Raw genomic sequence first — 21,856 nt, 5'->3', positions numbered from 1 at the left:
GTTCCGCGAATAATGGCTCCGCGAGTTATACGTCCCCCCGAGGAGAAGCCTTCCAACTAACTGATGCCAAAGCCTCGTCGGCGGATGGGCCACAGGCCATTAACCAAAACGATTTCAATGCGCCTGCCGATGGCGGAAAGGGCTGGTTGCTGCCCGCCGTCGCGGGCAAAAAACTTCCAACCCCTTAACAAATTCATTAAACTTTAAACGGTTGCAGAACACAACTGGAACAGATAGTGTTTGTTCTGGGTTTGTTTTTTCGATTCTGGTTCAACCTTTCGTTCAATGTCTTGGGGGCCGCCATGCTGACACGCAAGCAACATGAACTGCTGATGTTCATCCACGAACGGCTCAAGGAAAGCGGGATACCGCCTTCCTTCGACGAGATGAAGGAAGCACTCGATCTTGCCTCCAAGTCGGGGATCCATCGCCTGATCACGGCGCTGGAGGAGCGCGGCTTCATTCGCCGGCTACCCAATCGGGCACGCGCGCTGGAAGTGCTGCGGCTGCCGGACTCGATCGCGCCGGGCCTCAATGCGGCAAAGAAGTTCTCGCCAAGCATCATCCAAGGCAGCCTTGGCCAAGGCAGCGCCGGACGCCAGATCAGGCCGGCCGCTGCGCCTTCGCGCCTGCCCGCGGCCGGCAACGACGACGATGCGGTTTCAGCCGTGTCCATCCCGGTCATGGGCCGTATCGCCGCCGGTGTGCCGATCGATGCCATCCAGCATCAGACGCATTCTATCTCGGTGCCGCCGGACATGATCATGGGCGGCGAGCACTATGCGCTGGAGGTCAAGGGCGACTCGATGATCGAGGCCGGTATCTTCGATGGAGACACGGTCATTATCCGCAATGCCAACACGGCAAGCCCGGGCGAAATTATCGTGGCACTGGTCGACGAAGAGGAAGCGACGCTGAAGCGGTTCCGCCGCAAAGGCGCTTCGATCGCGCTCGAGGCCGCCAATCCAGCCTACGAAACACGCATTTTCGGGCCGGACAGGGTCAAGGTACAAGGCAAGCTGGTCGGGTTGATCAGGCGCTACTGAGCCGGCTTGCCATCGGGCTTGTCGGTTTTTTTGTACGGCGGCAGCCCCCTCGCCTCGCGAGAGAATTTTCGCTGTTCGTGCCAGGGTCGGTATGGTCCGTCAACGGCGAATGCGATCGCGGCCCGGGTCGTGGCCGACTGGGAATTGAAGAAGACGGCAGCGCTTCCCTTGCGGGCGAGCTGCCGTTTGGTGACGACGAGAACCAGTGGATTGTGGCAGGCGTCATAGGCGGTCGCGTCGTTGACGATGATCAGGTCGGCGAAAGCGCAGGCTTTCCAGGTGGTCTTGCGGTCTTCGACATAGGCAATGATCGCGCCGGAAGGGTGCCTGGCAAGGCACAGGCCTTCGCGGCAGTAGAAGGGCGATCCCGGCGGCAGGTCGGTGGGACTGGCAACATCGAATTGCCCGTCTGTCGTGTCGAACATTTCCGGTTTGACGATTCTTTCGGAGATCAGGGCGCGCTTCCAGTTGTCGGTTGCGAATTCGTTGGGACGTTCCCGGTTGACGGCCAGTTCGCCATTGCCGATCGGCAGCGCGACCAGCCGCGCATCTTCGGAGATCAGCACATCGGGCGCGCGCGTGTGCGACACAGTCAACAGGCCGGCGAGCGCGAATGGCAGCGCCGCGAGCCGCAGCCATGTCGTCGCCATCGTCGCGATTACCAGCGCGACGGTGACCAGCAGCACGGATTGCTGCGAAATCAGCCCGACTCCATCGACCGGAGAGCGCTCCGATATCCACGCCGACACGGCGATCATTGCTGTCAGGCCCTTGCCCATAAGGTAGAGAGCCGGCCAATCCAGTCCGAATGGCATCAGCAGGGCGCTGGCGACGGCCAGGAACATCACGACCGACACGATCGGCATCACGGCCAGATTGGCGAACAGGCTGAGCGGCGATACCCGCTGGAAATGCCAGATGGCAAACAGTGCCGTGGCGCTGCCGGCGATAATGGACGTCATGGCCAATCCTCCTGTCGCCAGCAGGAATTTTCGCGTCAGGAATCCCGCCAGGGAACGCTTTGGCGGCGGTGGCCGCGTCTTTCCTGCATGGTGATCGGCCCAGCCGGCATAAGCGCCAACCAGGGCCGCGGTCGCGGCGAACGACATCTGAAAGCTCGGGCCGACAACCTCGTGAGGCGAGACCAGAATGACGGCGATCGCCGAGATCGCCAGATTGCGCATGGTCAGGGCAGCGCGATCGAAGAAGACGGCAATCAGCATCACCGCCAGCATGATGAAGCTGCGTTCGGCGGCAACGACGACACCGGAAATGATGAGATAGGCGGCGATCGAGAACAGTGCGGCGGCGGCCGCGTATTTCTTCACCGGCCGGCGCGCGGAAAAGTCTGGAAACAGCGCGAAGGCACCACGCAGCAGACCCATGATGGTGCCGGCCACAAGCGCCATATGCAGTCCCGAAATAGAGATGATGTGATAGATGCCGGTACGCCGCATCGCTTCATTGATTTCATCGGGTATGCCGGCGCGCACGCCGACGATCAGCGCCGCCGCGATCTCGCCTTCAGCGCCGCCGACGCTGCCCCTGATGTGGTCGGCGATGGCTTCGCGGGCATTTTCGATGCCTGAAAAAAGGCGAGCCGATAGCGGCATCTCACCGTCGTCGGCGGAAACAACCGTCGGATTGCCGAGAAAGAAGCCGCTGCCGCCGATGCCGGCGAAATAGCTGTCGAAAGAGAAGTCGTAGCTGTCCGGCCGCACCGGGCCGGTCGGCGGCAACAGTTTGGCGTAGCCTGTGATGAGCGAGCCGGCGGTCATTCCCGGCGGTATCTTGCGTGCGGAAAGCCGGACCCTTTCCGGTGCATAGCGCAGTTTCGGCCGGGCGGTCGAAATCACGTCCATGGTCAGCCGGATGCGGCCGCTCTCCATCTCTTCGAGCGAGACCACGCGGCCGGTCAGTTGCGTGGAGATTTCCGAACCCAGCATCCGGGTTCCGGCTCGCCATGTTTCGACCTTCGCCGCGAGCAGGCCCAGCGCGCACAACAGCACTGCCATGAAACACAGATGGGTTTTCGACCAGGAGCGCGAGACGAAGGCACAGACCGCCATCAGCACCACGACCGCGACGGGTTTTGCAAAGTCGGGCTCGGATGCCAGCGAGAAATAGGCGATCGCCCCAACGGCCAGACAGACCGGCACCAGCAGGAACGCGATGCCCCGGTCGAGTTCGAGCTCCGTCGCCCGGGCCACGCCATGGCGCACGCGAGGCAAGGATACCAGGCCGACTTGCCGGCGCACGCGCGCGATCCTGCCCGCGGCAGGAGCCGGCGCCGGCGCCTGCCCACCTGCCTGCAGCGACCTGGTTTCGGGTGCAGCCACGAGCGGAGATGGCAGTGGGATCGTCGCAGGCGCCGCAAACAGGGATCGCTCGCTGACGCCGATAGCGGCATCCTCGCCCCGATCCGAGCCCCGGCCTCGTCCAGTCATCGGGTCTGCCCCTTGCACCCTCGACGTCCTATGCTACATGAACGCGCAACGCGCGAAAGTCCGCACGCTGCGCACCCAGCTTCAGACGTTTTCCGAGAGTTCCATGCCCGACAAGGTCATCACCCGTTTTGCCCCCTCGCCGACCGGCTATCTGCACATCGGCGGCGCGCGCACGGCGCTCTTCAACTGGCTCTATGCAAAGCATACCGGCGGCACGATGCTGCTGCGCATTGAGGACACCGATCGCGAGCGTTCGACCGATGCGGCCACATCGGCCATTCTCGATGGCCTGACCTGGCTTGGCCTTTCGTGGGATGGTGACGCGGTCTCTCAATTCGAGCGCGCGCCGCGCCATCGCGAGGTGGCCGAGGAGCTGGTGCGCCTGGGCAAGGCCTATTACAGCTACGAGACTTCAGCCGAGCTCGAGGCAATGCGCGAAGCTGCACGCGCCAAGGGCCTACCGCCACGCTATAACGGCCATTGGCGTGACCGCGACCCGTCGGAGGCGCCGTCCGGCGTCAGGGGCGCCATCCGCATCAAGGCACCGGCCGAGGGCGAGACGGTGGTGCAGGACCGGGTCCAGGGAGACGTGCGCTTCCCCAACAAGGATCTCGACGACTTCATCATCCTGCGTTCGGACGGCAACCCGACCTACATGCATGCCGTCGTCGTCGACGATCACGACATGGGCGTCACCCACATCATCCGTGGCGACGATCACCTGACCAACGCCGCCCGCCAGACCGTGATCTACAACGCCATGGGCTGGGACGTGCCGTCGATGTCGCATATCCCGCTGATCCACGGCGCCGACGGCGCCAAGCTGTCGAAGCGCCATGGCGCGCTCGGCGTCGAAGCCTATCGCGCCATGGGCTATCTGCCGGAGGCGCTGCTCAATTATCTTGCGCGGCTCGGCTGGAGCCATGGCGACGACGAGATCATGTCGATCGAGGACATGGTCTCGTGGTTCGACATTGGCGACGTCAACAAGGGCGCGGCGCGCTTCGATTTCGCCAAGCTGGAAGCGATCAACGGCGCGCATATGCGACGTATGGCCGACACCGAGCTGTTCGATATCTTTATCGCCACCTTGCCCTATCTGGAGGGCGGCCCGGCGATGGCGGCGCGGCTCAACGAGAAGAACAAGGCGCAGCTGCTGGCAGCACTTCCGGGCCTGAAGGAGCGCGCCAAGACGCTGGTCGAGCTTGTCGACGGCGCCGCCTTCCTGTTTGCCGCGCGGCCGCTGCCGATCGACGACAAGGCGGCACTCCTGCTCAATGACGACGCGCGCAAGATCCTGCGTGGCGCTCACGAAGCTTTGAAGTCGCTGTCAGGCGACTGGACGGCGGCCACGGCCGAGGCCGCGATCCGCGACTTTGCGCTGGCTGGCGGGCACAAGCTTGGCGCCGTGGCCCAGCCGTTGCGGGCTGCGTTGACCGGCAAGAGCACGTCACCGGGCGTATTCGACGTGCTTGCCGTTCTGGGGCGTGAGGAAAGCCTGGCGCGCGTAGCGGATCAAATCGATTAGGAGCAAACTGGCCCAAGAAGATTGGCATTGAAAGGCGGGTTTCGCAGTGCAACATTAGGCCTTGGCCCAATCTGGCACGCACCTCCTAGAATGCGGTGGCGAATACGCGCATTGCGGTGATTTCGACGTGTCGCTCTGCGGAATTTGCCTTTGCCGGCATGAGGAAACAAGAAGGAGTTTGCAATGACCGAAGCTGCGAAAAAACTGGATGTGGGCGGCCAAGAGGCCACGGCAACGCTGGAATTCGCCGGCAAGACTCACGAATTCAAGGTGCGAAGCGGCTCGGTCGGACCTGACGTCATCGACATCGCCTCGCTCTACAGCACCACCGGCGCCTTCACCTATGACCCCGGCTTTACCTCGACGGCAAGCTGCGAGTCGGAAATCACCTTCATCGATGGCGACGCCGGCATCCTCCTGCATCGGGGCTATCCGATCGACCAGCTGGCCGAACATGGCGACTTCCTCGAAGTCTGCTACCTCCTGCTCTACGGCGAATTGCCGACCAAGGCGCAGAAGGACGATTTCGACTACCGCGTAACGCGCCACACAATGGTGCACGAGCAGATGTCGCGCTTTTTCACCGGCTTCCGCCGCGACGCGCACCCGATGGCGGTGATGTGCGGCGTGGTTGGCGCGCTGTCGGCCTTCTATCATGACTCGACCGACATCTCCGACCCGTACCAGCGCATGGTTGCCTCCATGCGCCTGATCGCCAAAATGCCGACGATCGCGGCCATGGCCTACAAGTACCACATCGGCCAGCCCTTTATTTATCCGAAGAACGATCTCGGTTTCGCGGCAAACTTCCTGCACATGTGCTTTGCCGTGCCGTGCGAGGAGTACAAGATCAACCCGGTGCTGGCGCGCGCCATGGAGCGTATCTTCATCCTGCATGCCGATCATGAGCAGAACGCTTCGACCTCGACCGTTCGCCTCGCCGGTTCCTCGGGCGCCAACCCGTTCGCCTGCATCGCCGCCGGGATTGCTTGCCTGTGGGGCCCGGCCCATGGCGGCGCCAACGAAGCGGCGCTCAACATGCTGGGCGAGATCGGGCATGTCGATCACATCCCGGAATTCATCGCCCGCGCCAAGGACAAGAACGATCCGTTCCGCCTGATGGGCTTTGGCCACCGCGTCTACAAGAACTACGATCCGCGTGCCAAGATCATGCAGAAGACGGCGCATGAGGTTCTGGGCGAAATCGGCATCAAGGACGATCCGCTGCTCGACATCGCGATGGAACTGGAAAAGATCGCGCTGACCGATCCCTATTTCATCGAGAAGAAACTCTACCCGAACGTCGACTTCTATTCCGGCATCACGCTGAAGGCGCTGGGCTTCCCCACCACCATGTTCACCGTGCTGTTCGCGGTTGCCCGCACGGTCGGCTGGATCGCCCAGTGGAAGGAAATGATCGAGGATCCACGCCAGAAGATCGGCCGTCCGCGCCAGCTCTATACCGGTGCGCCAGAGCGCGACTACGTGCCGATCGCCAAGCGCTGAGACGAGTGAGTAGTGGTTAGTGAGTGGTGAGTGGTGAGTGGTGAATAGTGAGTAGTGAGTAGTGAGTAGTGAGTAGTGAGTAGTGAGGTTAGAGAGTTTTCTAACTCACTACTCACTATTCACCACTCACTACTGCCTACTCACTCTCTTGATACACCCCATCACCACCTGCGCCGCGATCTCACCGGACGGTTTGTCCGTTGCCATGCGCCGTGAAATCTCGGCGAACCCGTCTTTCTGCCAGGCGCGCATGCCACTGTCGGCCAACAGCGCTTCCAGCTGGCGTGCCAGATTGTTCGGCCTGACGTATTCGTCGTAGAACTCCGGGATCAGCGCGCGATCCGAGATCAGGTTGGGCAGCAGCGCCGACCAGACCGAAACGAGATATCGCGCCACGGCGCGTGCGACAGGGTCGAGCCGGTAGCAAGAGATCATCGGCACGCCGGACAGTGCCAGTTCCAGGGAGACGGTGCCGGACGCGATCAACGCCGCGTCGGCCTTGCCGAAGGCCTGCCATTTGCGTTCCGGCTCCAGGATAACCTCGGGTTTTTCATCCCAGCGCGTGACTGCGGATCGTACGGTATCCGCGACATGCGGCACCGTCGGCAACATCAGCCGAAGCCGATGCCCGCGTGCCCGCAGCATCGACACGGTCTCGCCGAACGGCTCGAGCAGCCGTCGCACCTCGCCGCGCCGCGAGCCGGGCAGGACAAGCAGCGTCTTCACGCGGTCTGGTGAAAGATCACGCGGCTGGGCCTGCGCCCTGGCGGCCGACAGCACGCCGGGATCATGCGTCAGGCGATGGCCGACATAGGTGCCGGGCGGGCCACCCAGCCGATCGAGCTCCTTCACTTCGAACGGCAGGATGCACAGGATGTGATCGACATACGGCTTCATCGCCACCGCCCTGCCCGGCCGCCATGCCCAGACGCTCGGGCAGACATAGTGGACGATCGGGATCGTCGGGTTGGCGGCGCGCACCTTTTTGGCGACGCGCAGCGAAAAATCGGGGCTGTCGATGGTGACGAGGCAGTCCGGCTTGGCATCCGCAACCAGCCCCGCCAGCTGACCGATCCGCCGCATCAGGCGCGGCAGGTCACGCAGGACGGCGCTAAACCCCATCAGCGCGACCTCGCTGGCGTCGAACGGCGAAACCAGCCCAAGCGCCTGCAGGTGGCGGCCACCGAGGCCGACGAGCTGCACCTCGCGTCCTGTTATTTGGCGCAGCGACTGGACAATGTCGGCGCCAAGCAGGTCGCCTGACTCCTCGCCCGCGACGATCGCGATCTTCAGCGCCCTGTCAGCCATGACCTGACTCCGTTGCGGCCAGGCCGACAATGAACAGCCCAAGGTCATTGGCACGCGAGAGGGTTGCGGGACCTTCGAGGATCAGGGAGCGTCCCGCCTCGACGGCAATGCCGGCAAGCCCGGCCGCATGCGCTGCTTCTACCGTCTGGGGCCCCATGGAAGGAAGATCCGCGCGCAGCTCCTGGCCAGGCTTGGCGCATTTGACCAGCACACCGCGCGTCTTGCCGGCGATACGGCCGTGGCCGCGCAGCAGCCTGGCGCGGTCCAGCAATCCGGCCGTGCCCTCGATGCCTTCAAGCGCGATGGTCCGGCCGCCGACCGCGATCGCCGCCTGGCCGATATCCAGCGCCCCGATGGCTTTTGCCGCGGCAAAACCTGCCTCGATGTCGCGCCAGTCCGACTTCCGGGGCGTGGCCCTGGTCAACACCCCTTCGGCGGCGACAAGGTTCGGCACGATCTCGTGGGCGCCCACGACCTTGATCCCCCGGGCCTCGAGCCCGCGCGCCACCACCTTGAGCAGTCCATCGTCGCCGCGTGCCAACGCCATGACGACGACGGGTATCACAGCGAGCAGGCTGAGGCTTGGACGCATCTGTGTCAGCCTTGGCCTGCGCTTAATCTCGCCGGCAAGCACCAGATGCGTAATCCGGTTACGCTTGAGCAGCGGAATGAGCGATCCTATCGCTTCCAGGGCAAGGGTCTCATGCTCGTAACGGCACAATTCAGCCAGGCGGTCGGCCTCACCGTCCATGAGCACGACGAAGGGCGGATGACCCTGTCCGGCCAAACCGGCAGCGACTTCGACCGGAAGGCTGCCGCCGCCGGCGATGATGCCGACCCTGGCACCAGGCGGGAGTTCAAGACCAGCCGCGGCTGTCTCAGCCTTCGTCATCGGCATCGTCGCCATCGCCGCCCTTGAGCGATGGCACCGCATAGTGCCGCTTGCCGCGACTGGTGATGAAGTCGATGATCTTCATCGCTGTCGGCGACGAGGCGAACTCCACCTTGGCGAACTCGATGTTCTCGCCGACGGTGCGGGAGCGGTCGAAGATCGTCTTGTAGGCCTTGCGCAGCAGATGGATTTCGGAACGCGGCAGACCGGCGCGCTTGAGCCCGATGATGTTCAAGCCGCGCAGGCTGGCGCGGTTACCGACCGCGATGGCATAGGGAATGACATCACCGACAAAAGCCGAGCACCCGCCAAGAAAGGCGTTGTCACCCACGCGCACGAATTGATGGACCGCGCTGAGGCCGCCAATATAGACGTTGTTGCCGATCTCGCAGTGGCCGCCCAATGTCGCCCCATTGGCGAAGGTGGCGTTGTTGCCGACGGCGCAGTCATGGGCGATATGGGCGTAGGCGAGAAAATTGCCATTGTCGCCGACCGTGGTTTCGCCACGGCTGGTGTCGGTGCCGACATGCATGGTCACGCCTTCGCGGATGGTGCAGTTGGCGCCGATGACCAGCGTGGTGCGGCCGCCCTTGTGCTTGGTGTTTTGCGGCGGTGCGCCCAGTGTCGCCATCGGATAGACCTTGGTCGACGCCCCGATAGTGGTCGCGCCCATCACCGAGACATGGCTGACCAGTTCGACCCCGTCGCCGATCACGGCATCGGCGCTGACGTGGCAGAACGGCCCAATGCGCACACCCTGGCCGATCTGGGCGCCTTCTTCCACGACGGAGGAAGGATGGATTGACGTCTTGATTTTCATAGGCACTCGATCGTCAGTCGCCGGTGACCATCATGGCTGAAATCTCGGCCTCGGCCGCCTTGGTACCTTCGACCAGGGCTTCACAGGCGAATTTGAGCAGGTTGCCGCGCTTCTTGATTTTCTTGACATGGATCTTCAACTGGTCGCCGGGGACGACCGGTTTGCGGAATTTGGCGTTGTCGATGGTCAGAAAATAGACCAGCGATGGCTTCGACGCCCCGAGGCTGCGGATGCAGATGGCTCCGGCCGTCTGGGCCATGGCCTCGACTATCAGCACGCCAGGCATCACCGGCTGCTCCGGGAAATGCCCCTGAAAATGCGGCTCGTTTATGGTCACGTTCTTGATGCCGATGGCGGAGTCGTCGCCGTCGATATCCACGATGCGGTCGATCATCAGGAAGGGATAGCGGTGCGGCAGGAGCTTCATCAGCCCCAATATGTCGACCGCTTCCAGCGTTGTCGCCGCCACCATGTCAGCCATTGTCCTTGCCCTGCTTGCGTGCCCTGGCCATCGTGCGCAACATGGCTATCTCTCGCATGGCTTCCGCCATCGGCTGCGCCGGATAGCCACCCCAGATCTCGCCGGCGGGAACATTGCTCATAAATCCACTTCTGGCTGCAAGCTTGGCACCTGTACCAATCGTCAGATGATCCGCAAGCCCGACACCGCCGCCCATGGTGACATTGTCACCCACCACCACGGAACCGGAAATACCCGACAGCCCGGCCACTATACAATTGCGGCCGATGCGGACGTTATGGGCGATCTGAACGAGATTGTCGATCTTGGTGCCTTGCCCGATGATCGTATCGGACATGGCGCCACGATCGACGGTGGAATTGGAGCCGATCTCGACATCGTCCTGGATCACGACGCGTCCGATCTGTGGAACACGTTCCGGCCCCTTGGCGCCGCCGACAAAGCCAAAGCCGTCCTGGCCGATCCTGGCGCCACCATGGATGATGACCCGATTGCCGATCAGAGCGTACTGGATACTGGCGCCCGGGCCGACATAACCGTCACGGCCAATCTGGCAGGACTGTCCGATGACGGCGTTGGGCGCAATGACGGTGCCGCTGCCGATCGAGACACCTGGCCCGATGACCGCGCCGGCCTCGATGATAGCGCCGGCTTCGACATGCGCCGTCGGATCGACATGGGCATGCGGCGAAACACCGGTTTCACTCGTCATTGGCCCCGGCGTGGCGGCTGTCGGGAACAGCAGGCGCCCAACCAGCGCGAAAGCCTGCTGCGGCCGTGGATGAGTCAAGACAGCAACGGTGGAAGGCGCCTTGTTTGCGAATTCGGCCGTGCACAGGACCGCTGCCGCGCGCAGCGACGGCATCAGCGCGGAATTACGCCTGCCGTCGACGAAGACAAGCGCATTGGCGCCGCCTTCATTGGCCGGCGCCAGCGCTTCGATCAAAACGTCGGATTGGCCGGAATCGACAAGCACCGAGCCGGTCAGATTCGCGACTTCGGCCGCCGTATACCGGCGTGATGGCGCGAAGAACACCGGATCGGTCATTCCAGAAGCTATATCCAGCTAGGTCGGAACATTTCTCCCGGATCCAAAACCCGGGAGCATCGTTGGCCGCCGATCAGAAGCGGGTCGATATGCCGAAGTTGAATTCCTGCACGTCGTCGCTCGCTTGCTTCTTGACCGGGATCGCATAGTCGATTCGAATCGGCCCGAACGGTGAAGCCCACATCAGGCCAACGCCGACAGACGCACGCAATTCGAGGCCGGTACCAGCGATATGAATATCGTTACCGGGATTACCATCGTTTAGATGCTGATTGATCTTACTGCCATAGAGCGTTGCGGCGTCCGCAAACACCGCACCGCGCAGACCGAAGCTCTCGGGAATAACCGGCAACGGGAACTGCGCTTCGGCCGAGGCGTTGAAATAAGTCACACCCCCCAGATGATCACCCGTGGTCGGGTCCACGGGACCAATGCCATTATACGCAAAGCCACGGATCATGCGATCGGTGCTTTGGAACTGATCGAAGATACGCAGATTACCGTCGCCGCCATAGGCCTCGACATGTCCTGCACCGCCGGAGATCAGCCCGACCAGATCAAGCTGTTCTGACAGCGTCTGGTAGATGCTGCCGCGCCCGGTGATCTTCACGAACTTGGCATCGCCACCAAGACCAGCCATTTCGACCGTCGTGTTGGCATAGATGCCTTCATGCGGGTTCTTCATATCGTCGATCGTGTTGTAAACCAGCCCCAGGCTGATCGACGACTTGATCCAAGGACTCTGAGCGATGCCATCCAAGATCGCCGGCGAAATCGTGCAGGTGCCGTCGGGATTTGAATCGGAGGTAGGACCGCAGTTGTCATCCACCTTATATTTCTCTTGCGAGATGTTGTACGCCAACTGGGTGGTGATGCTGTTGGTGATCGGCAGTCCGAAGCGGATCGTCGCGCCGGTCGTGTCGCTGTCGTAATTGTTGTTGTATTCCCGCGTCGACTTGAAAATGTCGAAGCCGGCGGCGATGCGCCGCCCGAGGAAATAGGGCTCGGTGAAGGACAGGCTGTAGTCGCGCGAGTTCTTGCCGCCACCGGCCGACACTTTGATGAACTGGCCACGGCCGAGGAAGTTGCGCTCTGTGATCGATCCTTCAACAGACGGTCCAGCCGAATCGCCGCCAGTCGAATAGCCGGCGCCAACCGAGAATTCACCCGTCGACTTTTCGACCACGTCGACCACCAGCACGACCTGGTCAGGGGCCGAGCCGGGCACAGTCGAAATCTCGACTTTGTCAAAATAATTCAAGTCTTCCAGGCGCTTCTTCGCGCGCTGGATGAGCACCTGGTTGAACGCATCGCCTTCGCTGACATCGAATTCGCGACGGATGACATAGTCACGCGTGCGGTCGTTGCCGCGGATCTCAATGCGCTCGACATAGGCCTTGGTGCCCTGGTCGACGGTGTAGACCACCGAGATCGTGTGGTTCTCGAAGTTGCGGTCGCCGCGCGGTGTCACCTGGGCAAAAGCATAGCCCGAACCAGCCACCTTCTCCGTCAGCGCAATGATGGAGTCTTCGACGTTCTTGGCGTTGTAAACATCGCCCTTGCGGGTTTCGACCACCGATTCCAGCGACTTGGAGTCGACTTCCGGGATCGTGCTTTCGACGCTGATATCGCCAAAATTGTAGCGCTCGCCTTCCTGGACGGTGATGGTGACCGTGTATTTGTTGGTCGCATTGTCGAGCTCGCCGACGGCGGACACGACCTGGAAGTCGGCATAACCGTGATTGTAATAGAAGCGGCGCAGCAGCTCCTGGTCGGCGCGCAGCTTGTCTTCGTCGTAGACGTCGTCGCGCAGAATGAACGAAACCCAGGACGAGCGCTTGGTGTTGATCACATCAGACAGGCGGCGGCTGGAATAGGCGCTGTTGCCGACGAAATTGATTGCCGCGATCTGCGTGCGATCGCCTTCGGTGATGTGGAAGACCACGTTCACGCGGTTGTCGCCAAGCTCCATGATCTGCGCGGTCACGCCGGCATCGTCACGGCCGATGCGCCTGTAGGCGGCCTTGACCGCCTCGACATCCGAATCCAGCGTAGCCTGAGAGAACGTGCCGCGCGGCTTCAGCTGAACCGCCGCCTGAAGCGCGTTGTCCTTGAGCTTCTTGTTGCCCTGGAACAGCACCTGGTTGACGACCTTGTATTCCGAAACCTTGACCACCAGGGTCGAGCCGACCTGGTTGATCTGGACATCCGAGAACAGGCCGGTGCCGAACAGCGCCTTGACCGCGCTATCGACATCGGAGCTGGAGAAGGCCTTGCCGGGCTTGATGGTGATGTAGTTGCGGATGGTATCGGCGTCGACACGCTGGTTGCCGCTCACCTCCACCCGGCTTACGACCGCGGCTTCGGCCGCCGATGTGGCAACGAACTGCACTGCGAGCGCACCTGGTACGACCAGAGCGGCGGACAGTGCCGCCGCTGACGCGGCGTTTAGAAACTTGGATGCTGCCTTCATCGGGCTTAATAACCTTTTCTCGTAGTCCCCACGGCGAGAAAACCGGACGTGCGGTCATTTCCCCTACCGTATTAACCGGATTTTCCCTACACGCAAGGCTTCTGGCTAATTTGTATTTACTTAACCCTGGTGCGTGGCTTTCGCGTCACTCATATCCCCGTGCATGGTAAACGGCGTCTCAACATCCGCCATGCTCAGGCCAAATTCCTTCATGATTTCAGCACCCAAAGAGATCGTTCCAGAACACGAACCCCATGAAGCACAGCACCAGAAGCAGACCGGCCCGATAGGCCATTTCCATCATCCGTTCCGACACCGGCCGGCGGATGACGGCCTCCACCCCGTAGAACAACAGATGGCCGCCGTCGAGGGGGGGAATCGGCAAAAGGTTTAGAATGCCTATCCCAACGGACAGCAGCGCGACGAGCTGCACCAGCCATTCAAAACCGAGTTTGGCCGCCTTGCCGGCCATGTCGGCGATCTTGACCGGGCCACCCAACTGGCACTTGTCCTCGCGCCCGACGGCGAAGCGCTGCAGGAACTGTCCGGTGCGCTCGATGACGTGGCCGGTTTCCTCAACGGCCGCCGCAACGGCTCCGACCGGGGTGTAGGTGATGAGGCGGGGCTGGCCGAGTTCCTTGTTGTTGACGACGCCGATCACGGCGACCTTGACCTTGTTGCCGAGCGCGTCCTCCTGCTCCATCAGCTGCGGCGACGCGGTCACCGTGACCTCCTTGCCGCCGCGCAGCATGACGAAGGTGATGGTGTCGCCGGCGCGGCCCGAGACCAGCCGCTGCACGTCGCCGAAGGTTTCGACCTTGCTGCCGTCAACGCTGACGAATCGGTCGCCTGGCAAGATGCCGGCCTTGGCCGCGGGACTGTCTGTTGTAACCTCCGCCACCATGGGCTCCGCGACATAACGCCCATAGGCGGCAAACAGCACGGAAAAGACGACGATCGTCAGCAGGAAGTTGAACAGCGGCCCCGCCACCACCGTTGCCGCGCGCTTCCAGATCGCCTGGGTGTGGAAGGCAACCTTGCGTTCCTCGTCGGTCAGCGTTTCGAGTTCTTCCGATGTCGGCTGGCTGGAGGTGGCGTTCATGTCGCCGACAAACTTGACATAGCCGCCAAGCGGTATGGTGCAAAGCTTCCAGCGCGTACCATGCCTGTCGTTGAAGCCGATGAGCTCCGGACCGAAGCCGATGGAGAAGGCCCTGACCCCGATGCCGCACCAGCGGCCGACGAGATAGTGGCCCATCTCGTGAACGAACACCACGACGGTCAGAACGAAGAGAAACGGCACGAGCGTGCCGAGAAAGAGGCCTTCCGTGCTGAAAATCGCGTGAAGAATCTCGTTCAATTCAGGCCCTCAAGTTCTTCCGCGTCGCTGCGTGACTGTGACATCAATACAGGCGAATCCAAGGCGCCCGCGCCAGATCGTGGAATGACACCGTTCAAATGGGAAACAGCCCCTGTGCCGGATGCTCGGCGCCCGCCGCGATCCAGCCGATGACGTATAGGGCAAGAGCGGCCGCGACAAGCCCGTCGACACGGTCCATGACGCCGCCATGCCCAGGGATGAGCACGCCAGAATCCTTGCGGCCGTGCCGCCGCTTGACCCAGGATTCGAAGAGGTCGCCGGCCTGGGCGACGATCGACAGCACCAGCGCCACAACACCCAGCAACGCCAGGTTGCCGGCGCCGGCGAAGGCGGCAAGCAGAAGCCCTGCCACGACACCACCGACCGCCCCGCCGAGGGCGCCGCTGCGGGTCTTGCCGGGCGAGATCGAAGGGGCCAGTTTGGGCCCGCCAACGGCACGCCCGACGAAATAGGCAAAAATGTCGGTTGCCCAGACGACCGCGAACAGGAAAAGGATCGCGACGAGGCCCGAATGGTCGCCGTCGCGCAGCAGGGCAAGCGACAGGCCCGACATGCAGGCATAGGCAAGGCCGCCGGCGTCCCACTGGCCGATCTTGCGAACTCCAGCGGTGATCGCAGCTGTCGCAACCAGAATCACGACGAGCGGCAGCAGCCACCGTGCGGGCAGGCCGGCGATCAAGGCGCCGACGAAAATGACCATTAGCGCTTCCGGGAGAAAACCAAGCCCGTCGGCCGCGGCGGGCCGCGACATGCGTGTCCACTCGTAAAAGATCATTGCCGCCATGACGGCGCACAGCAGCCGGAACGGCAGGCCGCCGAGCCAGGTCAGGCCGAGGGCCACAATGGCCAGCACGACAGCCGACATGACGCGCAGCTGAAGGTTGCTCATCCCGCGGCCGGCCGCGAACCAACGTCCTGCGGGCCCAGTCCGCCGAAGCGGCGCTCGCGGCCGGCATATTCGCGCAAGGCCTCGGCGAAATGCTCGCGGTTGAAGTCCGGCCAGTAGCACGGCAGGAAGACGAGTTCGCTGTAGGCGGCCTGCCACAACAGGAAGTTGGACAGGCGCAGTTCGCCGCTGGTGCGGATGACCAGCTCCGGATCGGGAATGCCTTGCGTGTCGAGAGAGCCGGCAAAGCTTTCGGCTGATATCGCCTCGCTGTCCATTTCGCCGCGCGCCACGGCCGCGGCAAGCTTGCGCGCCGTGCGGACGATCTCGTCGCGTCCGCCGTAATTGAAGGCGATCACCAGCGTCAGCGAGGTGTTGTGGATCGTCAGCGATTCGGCCTCGTCGAGCAGCCCCCTGATGTCCGCCTGCAGCCCTGTGCGGTCGCCGATGATCCTGACCCGTACGCCGCTCTGGTGCAGCTCGGCAAGGTCGCGACGGATGAACAGCTTCAACAGACCCATAAGATCGCTGACCTCGGACTTCGGCCGCGACCAGTTCTCCGACGAGAAAGCGTAGACGGTCAGGAAGGAGATGCCGAGACCCGGGGCGGCGCGCACCGCCTTGCGCAGGGCCTCGACGCCGGCGCGATGACCGGCGAGCCTCGGCATACCGCGCGCCTTGGCCCAGCGTCCATTTCCATCCATGATGATCGCGACATGCGCGGGCGTTGTCATGATCTCGCTTTCGGGTCAGCCAAGGGCCAACCCTAAACCTGCATGATTTCAGCTTCCTTGTCGGAAAGCAGATGATCGATGGTGCTGATGGTTTCGTCGGTAAGTTTCTGGACCTGGTCGGAACGCTTGCGCTGATCGTCCTCGCTGATGTCGCCGTCCTTCTCCGCCTTCTTCAGGAAATCCATGCCGTCGCGGCGCACGTGGCGCGCGGCGACACGGGCGTTCTCTGCGTAGCCATGCGAGATCTTGACCAGTTCCTTGCGGCGCTGTTCGTTGAGCTCCGGCAGCGGAATCCTCAGATTGGTGCCATCGACGATCGGGTTGAAGCCCAGATTGGATTCCCGGATCGCGCGGTCGACCGCGCCGACCATCGATTTGTCCCAGACCGAGACCGAGATCATGCGCGGCTCCGGCACTGAAACGTTGGCCACCTGGTTGATCGGCATGGTGGTGCCATAGGCCTGCACCTGGATCGCATCGAGCAGATTGCTGGAGGCGCGACCGGTCCGCAGCGAAGCCAGGTCATGCTTGAACGCGGCGATGGCCCCATCCATGCGCCGCTTCAGATCGTCGTACTCACCACTCATCTTAGTCTCCTCGACCCGTCTGCCGCGGGTTCACTGCTTCGGGGCAAGGGCCCCGTGTTCGAGCCTGATGTTCGAAAGCCGGTTTCCCCTTCCAGGGATCGGCCCCGATCATTCGTCCGCGACGACCGTGCAGCGGCCGCCGCCCCTTAGAATATCGCCGAAACCACCCTTTTCGTGGATCGAATAGACGATTATCGGAATGTTGTTTTCGCGCGCAAGTGCAATCGCAGCGGTATCCATGATGGAAAGGCCGCGATTTATGACTTCGGCGTGGCTGATGCGCTCGAAACGTGTCGCATTCGGGTCCTTTTTCGGGTCGGCCGAATAGACGCCGTCAACCTGTGTACCCTTGAACAGCGCGTCGGCGCCGATTTCGGCCGCGCGAAGTGCCGCCGCCGAATCAGTGGTGAAGAACGGATTGCCGGTGCCGCCGGCGAAGATCACCACCTTGCCCTGGTTCATGTAGGAGGTCGCCTGGCGCTGCGAAAAACTCTCGCAAAGCTCGGGCATGGCAATTGCGGACAGCACGACGGCATCGACACCGATCTTGTTCAGCGACGTGCGCAACGCCAGCGAATTGATGACCGTGGCAAGCATGCCCATGTGATCGCCGGTAACGCGGTCGCCTCCCTTGGAGGCGACCGCCACGCCGCGAAAGATATTGCCGCCGCCGATAACGACACCCACCTCGATGCCCAGCGCACGGGCCTCGGCAATGTCGCCGGCGATGCGGTCGACGACCGAGACGTCGATGCCGAAATGCTGTTCGCCCATCAACGCTTCGCCCGAAGCTTTCAGCAGAACACGTCGGTAGCGGGGCTTGACCGTCATCTGGTTCCTCGAAATTCCGGCGTGGCAAGCTCTGAAGGCGAAAACGCCCCCTGCTTCGCCCGGCGGTGCTGTCATGACGGGTTGACCGGATACACGAAGGGCGCGGCGATGTCACGCCGCGCCCTTGTGCAAAATTCCAGGCTTTCTGGATCAGTTGCTGCTGATGGCAACCGCCTCGCCTTCGACCACGACCGGCAATGCGTAGCCTGACGGCTTGTCGCCGGTCACGACACCGCCCGCGACACGGACCTGGATCTCGGGACCGAAATAAGAATGCGGGAACGGTGCCGGCGTGCCGCTCACCTTGTCCAGGCGCTGGCGAAGCGCGGGCGGTATGGAGAAATCGAGCGCCGCAAGATTATCCTGCAGCTGCGAAAGCCGCGTTGCTCCGAGAATGACGGTGGCAACTCCTGGCTGAGTCGCCACCCAGTTCAGCGCGACCTGAGCCATGCCGCGGCCGAGTTCGGCGGCGACTTTCTCCAGCTCCGCCACCACAGCCCAGTTGTGCTCGCTGAATTTCTGGAAGCCTGGGTGGGTGGTGGTGTTGCGGAAGCCGTCGAGCCGGCCGGCATTGCCCGCCTGCGCCGGGCGGTATTTGCCACTTAGCAGTCCGCTTGCCAGCGGGCTCCAGACCATGATGCCGGCGCCATGGCGTGTCCCGAACGGCACGAATTCATGCTCGATGGCACGCTCCGCCAGGGAGTATTCAAGCTGCAACGCCGAGATCGGCTCATAGCCGCGCAGTTCGGCGATCGCCTGCGCCCGCCCGGCATACCAGGCCGGCACGTCGGACAGGCCGATGTGACGTATCTTGCCTGCCCGAACCAGATCGTCGAGCGTACGCAGCACTTCTTCGGCCGGCGTCAGCCTGTCCCAGATATGCATGAGATAGAGATCGATATAGTCGGTACCCAGCCGCTTCAGCGATGCGTCGACGGCACGCATGATGTTCTTGCGGCCATTGCCGCCGGCGTTCGGATTGCCGGGGTTCGAGTTCATGGTGAATTTGGTGGCGATCACCGCCTTGTCGCGCAAGCCCCGCTCGGCCACGAATTCACCGAGCCAGGTCTCGGCCGTGCCGCCGGTGTAAAGGTCGGCGGTGTCGAAGAAATTGCCTCCGGCCTCGACATAGGCGTCGAACATCGCGCGCGCCGTATCCCGGTCCGCGCCCCAGCCCCATTCCGTCCCGAAAGTCATCGTGCCCAGTGCCAGCCGGCTGACGCGCAGGCCGCTGTTGCCGAGTGTGTAGTAGCTCATCGTCATTGTCTTTTCCGATCTTGGTCCGGTTGATGCGGGCGTCATTGGCCAGGTGTCGCCTTGACCCAGGGATTGCCGCGCTCATGCGTCATGCGGAAGGTGAAGCCATCGACCTTCCAGCCAGCCGCGGAGCGCGTGAGGTGATGCTCATACGTGCCCCAGACCTCCCAGAGCGGGTCGCCATTGCCCTCCATCCGGTTCCAGGCGTAGCCGTTCGACAGAACGGTCGCCGTGTCCGCTTCAAGGACGACCTGGTGATTGGTGCGCAGATGCAGGCTGGTCTTGCTGCCTTTGAGATTGCCGGCCCAGGCGCCGATCAGATCGTCGGAGGCGATGTTGGCCGCGGGCTGCCCGGACAGGCTGCTGAAGTCGGCGGTGACCCTATCCGCGAAATAGCTGCGCGCGCGTTTCCAGTCCTGCGCGTCGACCGCGCGGTCGATGGCATCGGCGATGCGGATGACGGCGCGGTCGTCGGCAAGCGCCTGCCAGCCCATCGGTTCGGCCCCGCCGGCGTCGAGCGGCGCCAAGGCAAGCCCTGCGGCGAAGGTAGCGTGTTTCAAGGCGTTCATGTCTCTTCTCCTCGATACCATCAGCCCGATCGCCGATGTGTTGGCGACAATGTGGACCTCTGCCTCGGCGTCGATAAGATTGCATTGTCCGCAAGGACTATGCGATACTGTTCATGAATGGACCGGGATCTGCTCAGCCATCTGCCTGTCATCATTGCGGTCGCCCGGCGCGGCGGTTTTGCCCTTGCCGCGGCCGAACTGGGCATGAGTCCTTCGGCGGTCAGCCATGCAGTGCGCCTCGTCGAGGAGCGGATCGGTCAGCCGCTGTTTGCGCGCACGACGCGCAGCGTTTCGCTCACCGAGGCCGGCAAGGCGCTGGTGGAAACGGCGGCCCCTGCCCTCCAGGATATCGCCGAGCGGATGGATCGTATTCGCAGCGTCAAGGGCAGACCGTCCGGGCTGCTCAGGATCAACGCCTCCAACATTGCAATGCCGTTGGCGGTGACGCCGGTCGTGGCGGCGATGGCCGAGCGATATCCCGACATCACGGTCGAGATTTTTGCCGATCAAGGGTTGGTCGATATCGTCGGCGAAGGTTTTGACGCCGGCATCCGGCTCGGCGAGATGATCGCCCAGGACATGGTGGCCATCCCACTGACGCAGCCCTTCAAAGCCGTTATCGTCGCCTCGCCCGCCTATATCGGGCGACATGGCCGTCCGCGCAGCGTGGCCGATCTCGCGAACCACAATTGCATCGGATACCGTCTCGTTCGCTCCGGTGCTCTCTATCGTTGGGATTTGACCTGGAACGGCAAGGACGTGGTCATGGAAACCAGCGGTACGGCCATCGTGACGGATTCGCTTGCGGCAATCGACCTGGCTCTCGCCGGAGTGGGCCTTGCCTACATGTTCGAGCCGCTGGCGCGCGCCGATCTCGCGGCCGGTCGCCTGGTGCAGGTTCTGCCGCAATCGGCGATCGAGGAACCCGGCCTTTTCCTCTACTTTCCGCGTCGCGCGGCGATGGCGCCCAAACTCAGGGCCTTTATCGACACCGCGAACGAAATCGGCCGGGCATCCCAGCGGATGTCCGGCCGAAAAAACACAGGCGAAATGGACCGGTAAGAAGTTACTTCTTGACCGCCGCCGCGACTTCCGCGGCGAAATCCGTCTCTTCCTTCTCGATGCCCTCGCCAAGGGCGAAGCGCAAATAGGCCGTGATCTTGGCCGGCGCGCCGATTTCCTTTTCGGCATCCTGCAGCGCCTTCTCGACGGTGATGTCGGGATTGAGCACGAAGGCCTGCTTCAGGAGCACGACTTCCTCATAGAATTTGCGCAGGCGACCCTCGACCATCTTCTCGATGATGGCTTCCGGCTTGCCGGACTGGCGCGCCTGGTCGGAGAAGATTGCCTTCTCACGCTCGACCGCGGCCGGATCGATCTGCTCGGCGGTCAGCGCCATCGGGTTGGTGGCGGCGACATGCATCGCGACCTGGCGGCCAAAGGCATTGGCGGCATGCTCGTTGCCCGTGGTCTCGATCGCGACCAGCACACCGAGCTTGCCGAGACCATCGGCAACAGCGTTGTGCACATAGGTCGCAACCGCACCATGCGGAACGGTGAGCTTGGCCGAGCGGCGGAAGCCCATATTCTCGCCGATAGTGCCGACCGCGTCCTTGATGGTGTCGGTGACCGACTTGTCGGAGCCCGGATATTTGGCGGCGGCGACCGCTTCTGTCGTGCCATAGGCAAGCGCCACCTTGGCGACGTTGGCGACGATTTCCTGGAAGGCGGCATTGCGGGCGACGAAGTCGGTCTCGGAATTCACCTCGACCACGGCAGCTTCACGCACACCGTTGTCGACGCCGATCAGGCCTTCGGCTGCCGTACGGCCAGCCTTCTTGTCGGCCTTGGAGATACCCTTCTTGCGCAGCCAGTCAACGGCCTCTTCCAAGTTGCCGTTGGTCTCGTTCAACGCCGCCTTGCAGTCCATCATGCCCGCGCCGGTCAAGTCGCGGAGTTCTTTGACCTGTGCAGCCGAAATGCTCATTGTCGCCTCTTTGTTTAAATGCACCGACGCACCATCGGTATTCGATGGTGCGTCTGTTTAGCGTGCCAAAATATG

Annotated in this window: 19 protein-coding genes; 4 read left to right on the top strand and 15 right to left on the bottom strand. The window is 62.6% G+C overall.

From position 1 onward, the window contains the following. Positions 1-302: 302 nt before the first annotated feature. The gene (lexA, locus tag FJ943_RS28825; RefSeq protein ID WP_140726980.1) at positions 303-1,046 is read left to right on the top strand and encodes a transcriptional repressor LexA; all 744 of its coding nucleotides are present in this window, start codon (positions 303-305) and stop codon (positions 1,044-1,046) included. Here the strand turns inward: lexA and FJ943_RS28820 are convergent. After that, on the bottom strand, positions 1,040-3,493 hold the full coding sequence (locus FJ943_RS28820; RefSeq protein WP_140726978.1) for a ComEC/Rec2 family competence protein: 2,454 nt from the start codon (positions 3,491-3,493) through the stop codon (positions 1,040-1,042). The genes lexA and FJ943_RS28820 overlap by 7 nt on opposite strands. A gap of 103 nt (positions 3,494-3,596) precedes the next feature. Here FJ943_RS28820 and gltX point away from each other — a divergent pair, with 103 nt between their 5' ends. Continuing rightward, positions 3,597-5,021, top strand: a complete 1,425-nt coding sequence (gene gltX / locus FJ943_RS28815; protein WP_140718017.1) for a glutamate--tRNA ligase — start codon at positions 3,597-3,599, stop codon at positions 5,019-5,021. A 183-nt stretch (positions 5,022-5,204) separates the two neighbouring features. Continuing rightward, complete coding sequence (gene gltA, locus FJ943_RS28810) at positions 5,205-6,527, top strand: citrate synthase (protein WP_140726976.1); 1,323 nt, start codon at positions 5,205-5,207, stop codon at positions 6,525-6,527. Between the two features lie 129 nt (positions 6,528-6,656). Here the strand turns inward: gltA and lpxB are convergent, their stop codons facing one another. From lpxB to FJ943_RS28745, 13 genes are all read right to left on the bottom strand, one after another. Continuing rightward, positions 6,657-7,835, bottom strand: a complete 1,179-nt coding sequence (gene lpxB, locus FJ943_RS28805; RefSeq protein ID WP_140726974.1) for a lipid-A-disaccharide synthase — start codon at positions 7,833-7,835, stop codon at positions 6,657-6,659. Continuing rightward, the gene (locus FJ943_RS28800; RefSeq protein ID WP_140726972.1) at positions 7,828-8,742 is read right to left on the bottom strand and encodes an LpxI family protein; all 915 of its coding nucleotides are present in this window, start codon (positions 8,740-8,742) and stop codon (positions 7,828-7,830) included. The genes lpxB and FJ943_RS28800 overlap by 8 nt, the downstream gene beginning before the upstream one ends. Beyond that, the gene (gene lpxA, locus FJ943_RS28795) at positions 8,714-9,547 is read right to left on the bottom strand and encodes an acyl-ACP--UDP-N-acetylglucosamine O-acyltransferase (RefSeq protein ID WP_140664109.1); all 834 of its coding nucleotides are present in this window, start codon (positions 9,545-9,547) and stop codon (positions 8,714-8,716) included. Before lpxA ends, FJ943_RS28800 begins: the two co-directional genes overlap by 29 nt. Before the next feature lie 13 nt (positions 9,548-9,560). Beyond that, positions 9,561-10,028 carry a 3-hydroxyacyl-ACP dehydratase FabZ gene (gene fabZ / locus FJ943_RS28790; protein WP_015317790.1) on the bottom strand — a complete coding sequence of 156 codons (468 nt, stop codon included), beginning with the start codon at positions 10,026-10,028 and terminating at the stop codon, positions 9,561-9,563. Continuing rightward, positions 10,021-11,076 (bottom strand): UDP-3-O-(3-hydroxymyristoyl)glucosamine N-acyltransferase, encoded by a 1,056-nt coding sequence (lpxD, locus tag FJ943_RS28785; RefSeq protein ID WP_140726971.1) that lies wholly within the window; start codon positions 11,074-11,076, stop codon positions 10,021-10,023. The genes fabZ and lpxD overlap by 8 nt, the downstream gene beginning before the upstream one ends. A 73-nt stretch (positions 11,077-11,149) precedes the next feature. Next, positions 11,150-13,549, bottom strand: a complete 2,400-nt coding sequence (bamA, locus tag FJ943_RS28780) for an outer membrane protein assembly factor BamA (RefSeq protein ID WP_140726969.1) — start codon at positions 13,547-13,549, stop codon at positions 11,150-11,152. A gap of 217 nt (positions 13,550-13,766) precedes the next feature. Beyond that, positions 13,767-14,909 carry an RIP metalloprotease RseP gene (gene rseP, locus FJ943_RS28775; protein WP_140726967.1) on the bottom strand — a complete coding sequence of 381 codons (1,143 nt, stop codon included), beginning with the start codon at positions 14,907-14,909 and terminating at the stop codon, positions 13,767-13,769. Positions 14,910-15,003: 94 nt separating this feature from the next. Next, positions 15,004-15,819 carry a phosphatidate cytidylyltransferase gene (locus FJ943_RS28770; RefSeq protein ID WP_140726965.1) on the bottom strand — a complete coding sequence of 272 codons (816 nt, stop codon included), beginning with the start codon at positions 15,817-15,819 and terminating at the stop codon, positions 15,004-15,006. Next, positions 15,816-16,550, bottom strand: a complete 735-nt coding sequence (locus FJ943_RS28765; protein WP_140726963.1) for an isoprenyl transferase — start codon at positions 16,548-16,550, stop codon at positions 15,816-15,818. Before FJ943_RS28765 ends, FJ943_RS28770 begins: the two co-directional genes overlap by 4 nt. A gap of 32 nt (positions 16,551-16,582) precedes the next feature. Beyond that, entirely contained in the window at positions 16,583-17,137 is a 555-nt protein-coding gene (gene frr / locus FJ943_RS28760; RefSeq protein WP_015317784.1) for a ribosome recycling factor, read from the bottom strand. 108 nt (positions 17,138-17,245) lie between these two features. Beyond that, positions 17,246-17,968 (bottom strand): UMP kinase, encoded by a 723-nt coding sequence (gene pyrH, locus FJ943_RS28755; RefSeq protein WP_140726961.1) that lies wholly within the window; start codon positions 17,966-17,968, stop codon positions 17,246-17,248. 150 nt (positions 17,969-18,118) lie between these two features. After that, the gene (locus tag FJ943_RS28750; RefSeq protein ID WP_140726959.1) at positions 18,119-19,231 is read right to left on the bottom strand and encodes an aldo/keto reductase; all 1,113 of its coding nucleotides are present in this window, start codon (positions 19,229-19,231) and stop codon (positions 18,119-18,121) included. 35 nt (positions 19,232-19,266) lie between these two features. Continuing rightward, positions 19,267-19,794 carry a nuclear transport factor 2 family protein gene (locus FJ943_RS28745; protein ID WP_140726957.1) on the bottom strand — a complete coding sequence of 176 codons (528 nt, stop codon included), beginning with the start codon at positions 19,792-19,794 and terminating at the stop codon, positions 19,267-19,269. A gap of 117 nt (positions 19,795-19,911) precedes the next feature. Between FJ943_RS28745 and FJ943_RS28740 the strand changes: the two genes are divergently transcribed. Then, on the top strand, positions 19,912-20,856 hold the full coding sequence (locus tag FJ943_RS28740) for a LysR family transcriptional regulator (RefSeq protein WP_140726955.1): 945 nt from the start codon (positions 19,912-19,914) through the stop codon (positions 20,854-20,856). Positions 20,857-20,860: 4 nt separating this feature from the next. Here FJ943_RS28740 and tsf read toward each other — a convergent pair whose 3' ends face one another. Then, positions 20,861-21,781 carry a translation elongation factor Ts gene (gene tsf, locus FJ943_RS28735; RefSeq protein ID WP_015317779.1) on the bottom strand — a complete coding sequence of 307 codons (921 nt, stop codon included), beginning with the start codon at positions 21,779-21,781 and terminating at the stop codon, positions 20,861-20,863. Positions 21,782-21,856: the final 75 nt, after the last annotated feature.

The sequence above is a fragment of the Mesorhizobium sp. B2-3-10 genome (genome assembly GCF_006442275.1).
Classification (GTDB): Bacteria; Pseudomonadota; Alphaproteobacteria; order Rhizobiales; family Rhizobiaceae; genus Mesorhizobium; species Mesorhizobium australicum.
This window is presented reverse-complemented; position numbering and strand designations above follow the sequence as displayed.

Coding starts and splice junctions, on each gene's coding strand:
- gltA (WP_140726976.1), top strand. CDS start 5,205: ATGACCGAAGCTGCGAAAAAACTGGATGTGGGCGGCCAAGAGGCCACG.
- frr (WP_015317784.1), bottom strand. CDS start 17,137: ATGAGTGGTGAGTACGACGATCTGAAGCGGCGCATGGATGGGGCCATC.
- FJ943_RS28800 (WP_140726972.1), bottom strand. CDS start 8,742: ATGGCGACGATGCCGATGACGAAGGCTGAGACAGCCGCGGCTGGTCTT.
- fabZ (WP_015317790.1), bottom strand. CDS start 10,028: ATGGCTGACATGGTGGCGGCGACAACGCTGGAAGCGGTCGACATATTG.
- FJ943_RS28765 (WP_140726963.1), bottom strand. CDS start 16,550: ATGACAACGCCCGCGCATGTCGCGATCATCATGGATGGAAATGGACGC.
- FJ943_RS28740 (WP_140726955.1), top strand. CDS start 19,912: ATGGACCGGGATCTGCTCAGCCATCTGCCTGTCATCATTGCGGTCGCC.
- pyrH (WP_140726961.1), bottom strand. CDS start 17,968: ATGACGGTCAAGCCCCGCTACCGACGTGTTCTGCTGAAAGCTTCGGGC.
- FJ943_RS28750 (WP_140726959.1), bottom strand. CDS start 19,231: ATGACGATGAGCTACTACACACTCGGCAACAGCGGCCTGCGCGTCAGC.
- tsf (WP_015317779.1), bottom strand. CDS start 21,781: ATGAGCATTTCGGCTGCACAGGTCAAAGAACTCCGCGACTTGACCGGC.
- FJ943_RS28820 (WP_140726978.1), bottom strand. CDS start 3,493: ATGACTGGACGAGGCCGGGGCTCGGATCGGGGCGAGGATGCCGCTATC.
- lpxD (WP_140726971.1), bottom strand. CDS start 11,076: ATGACCGATCCGGTGTTCTTCGCGCCATCACGCCGGTATACGGCGGCC.
- FJ943_RS28770 (WP_140726965.1), bottom strand. CDS start 15,819: ATGAGCAACCTTCAGCTGCGCGTCATGTCGGCTGTCGTGCTGGCCATT.
- lexA (WP_140726980.1), top strand. CDS start 303: ATGCTGACACGCAAGCAACATGAACTGCTGATGTTCATCCACGAACGG.
- lpxB (WP_140726974.1), bottom strand. CDS start 7,835: ATGGCTGACAGGGCGCTGAAGATCGCGATCGTCGCGGGCGAGGAGTCA.
- bamA (WP_140726969.1), bottom strand. CDS start 13,549: ATGAAGGCAGCATCCAAGTTTCTAAACGCCGCGTCAGCGGCGGCACTG.
- gltX (WP_140718017.1), top strand. CDS start 3,597: ATGCCCGACAAGGTCATCACCCGTTTTGCCCCCTCGCCGACCGGCTAT.
- FJ943_RS28745 (WP_140726957.1), bottom strand. CDS start 19,794: ATGAACGCCTTGAAACACGCTACCTTCGCCGCAGGGCTTGCCTTGGCG.
- lpxA (WP_140664109.1), bottom strand. CDS start 9,547: ATGAAAATCAAGACGTCAATCCATCCTTCCTCCGTCGTGGAAGAAGGC.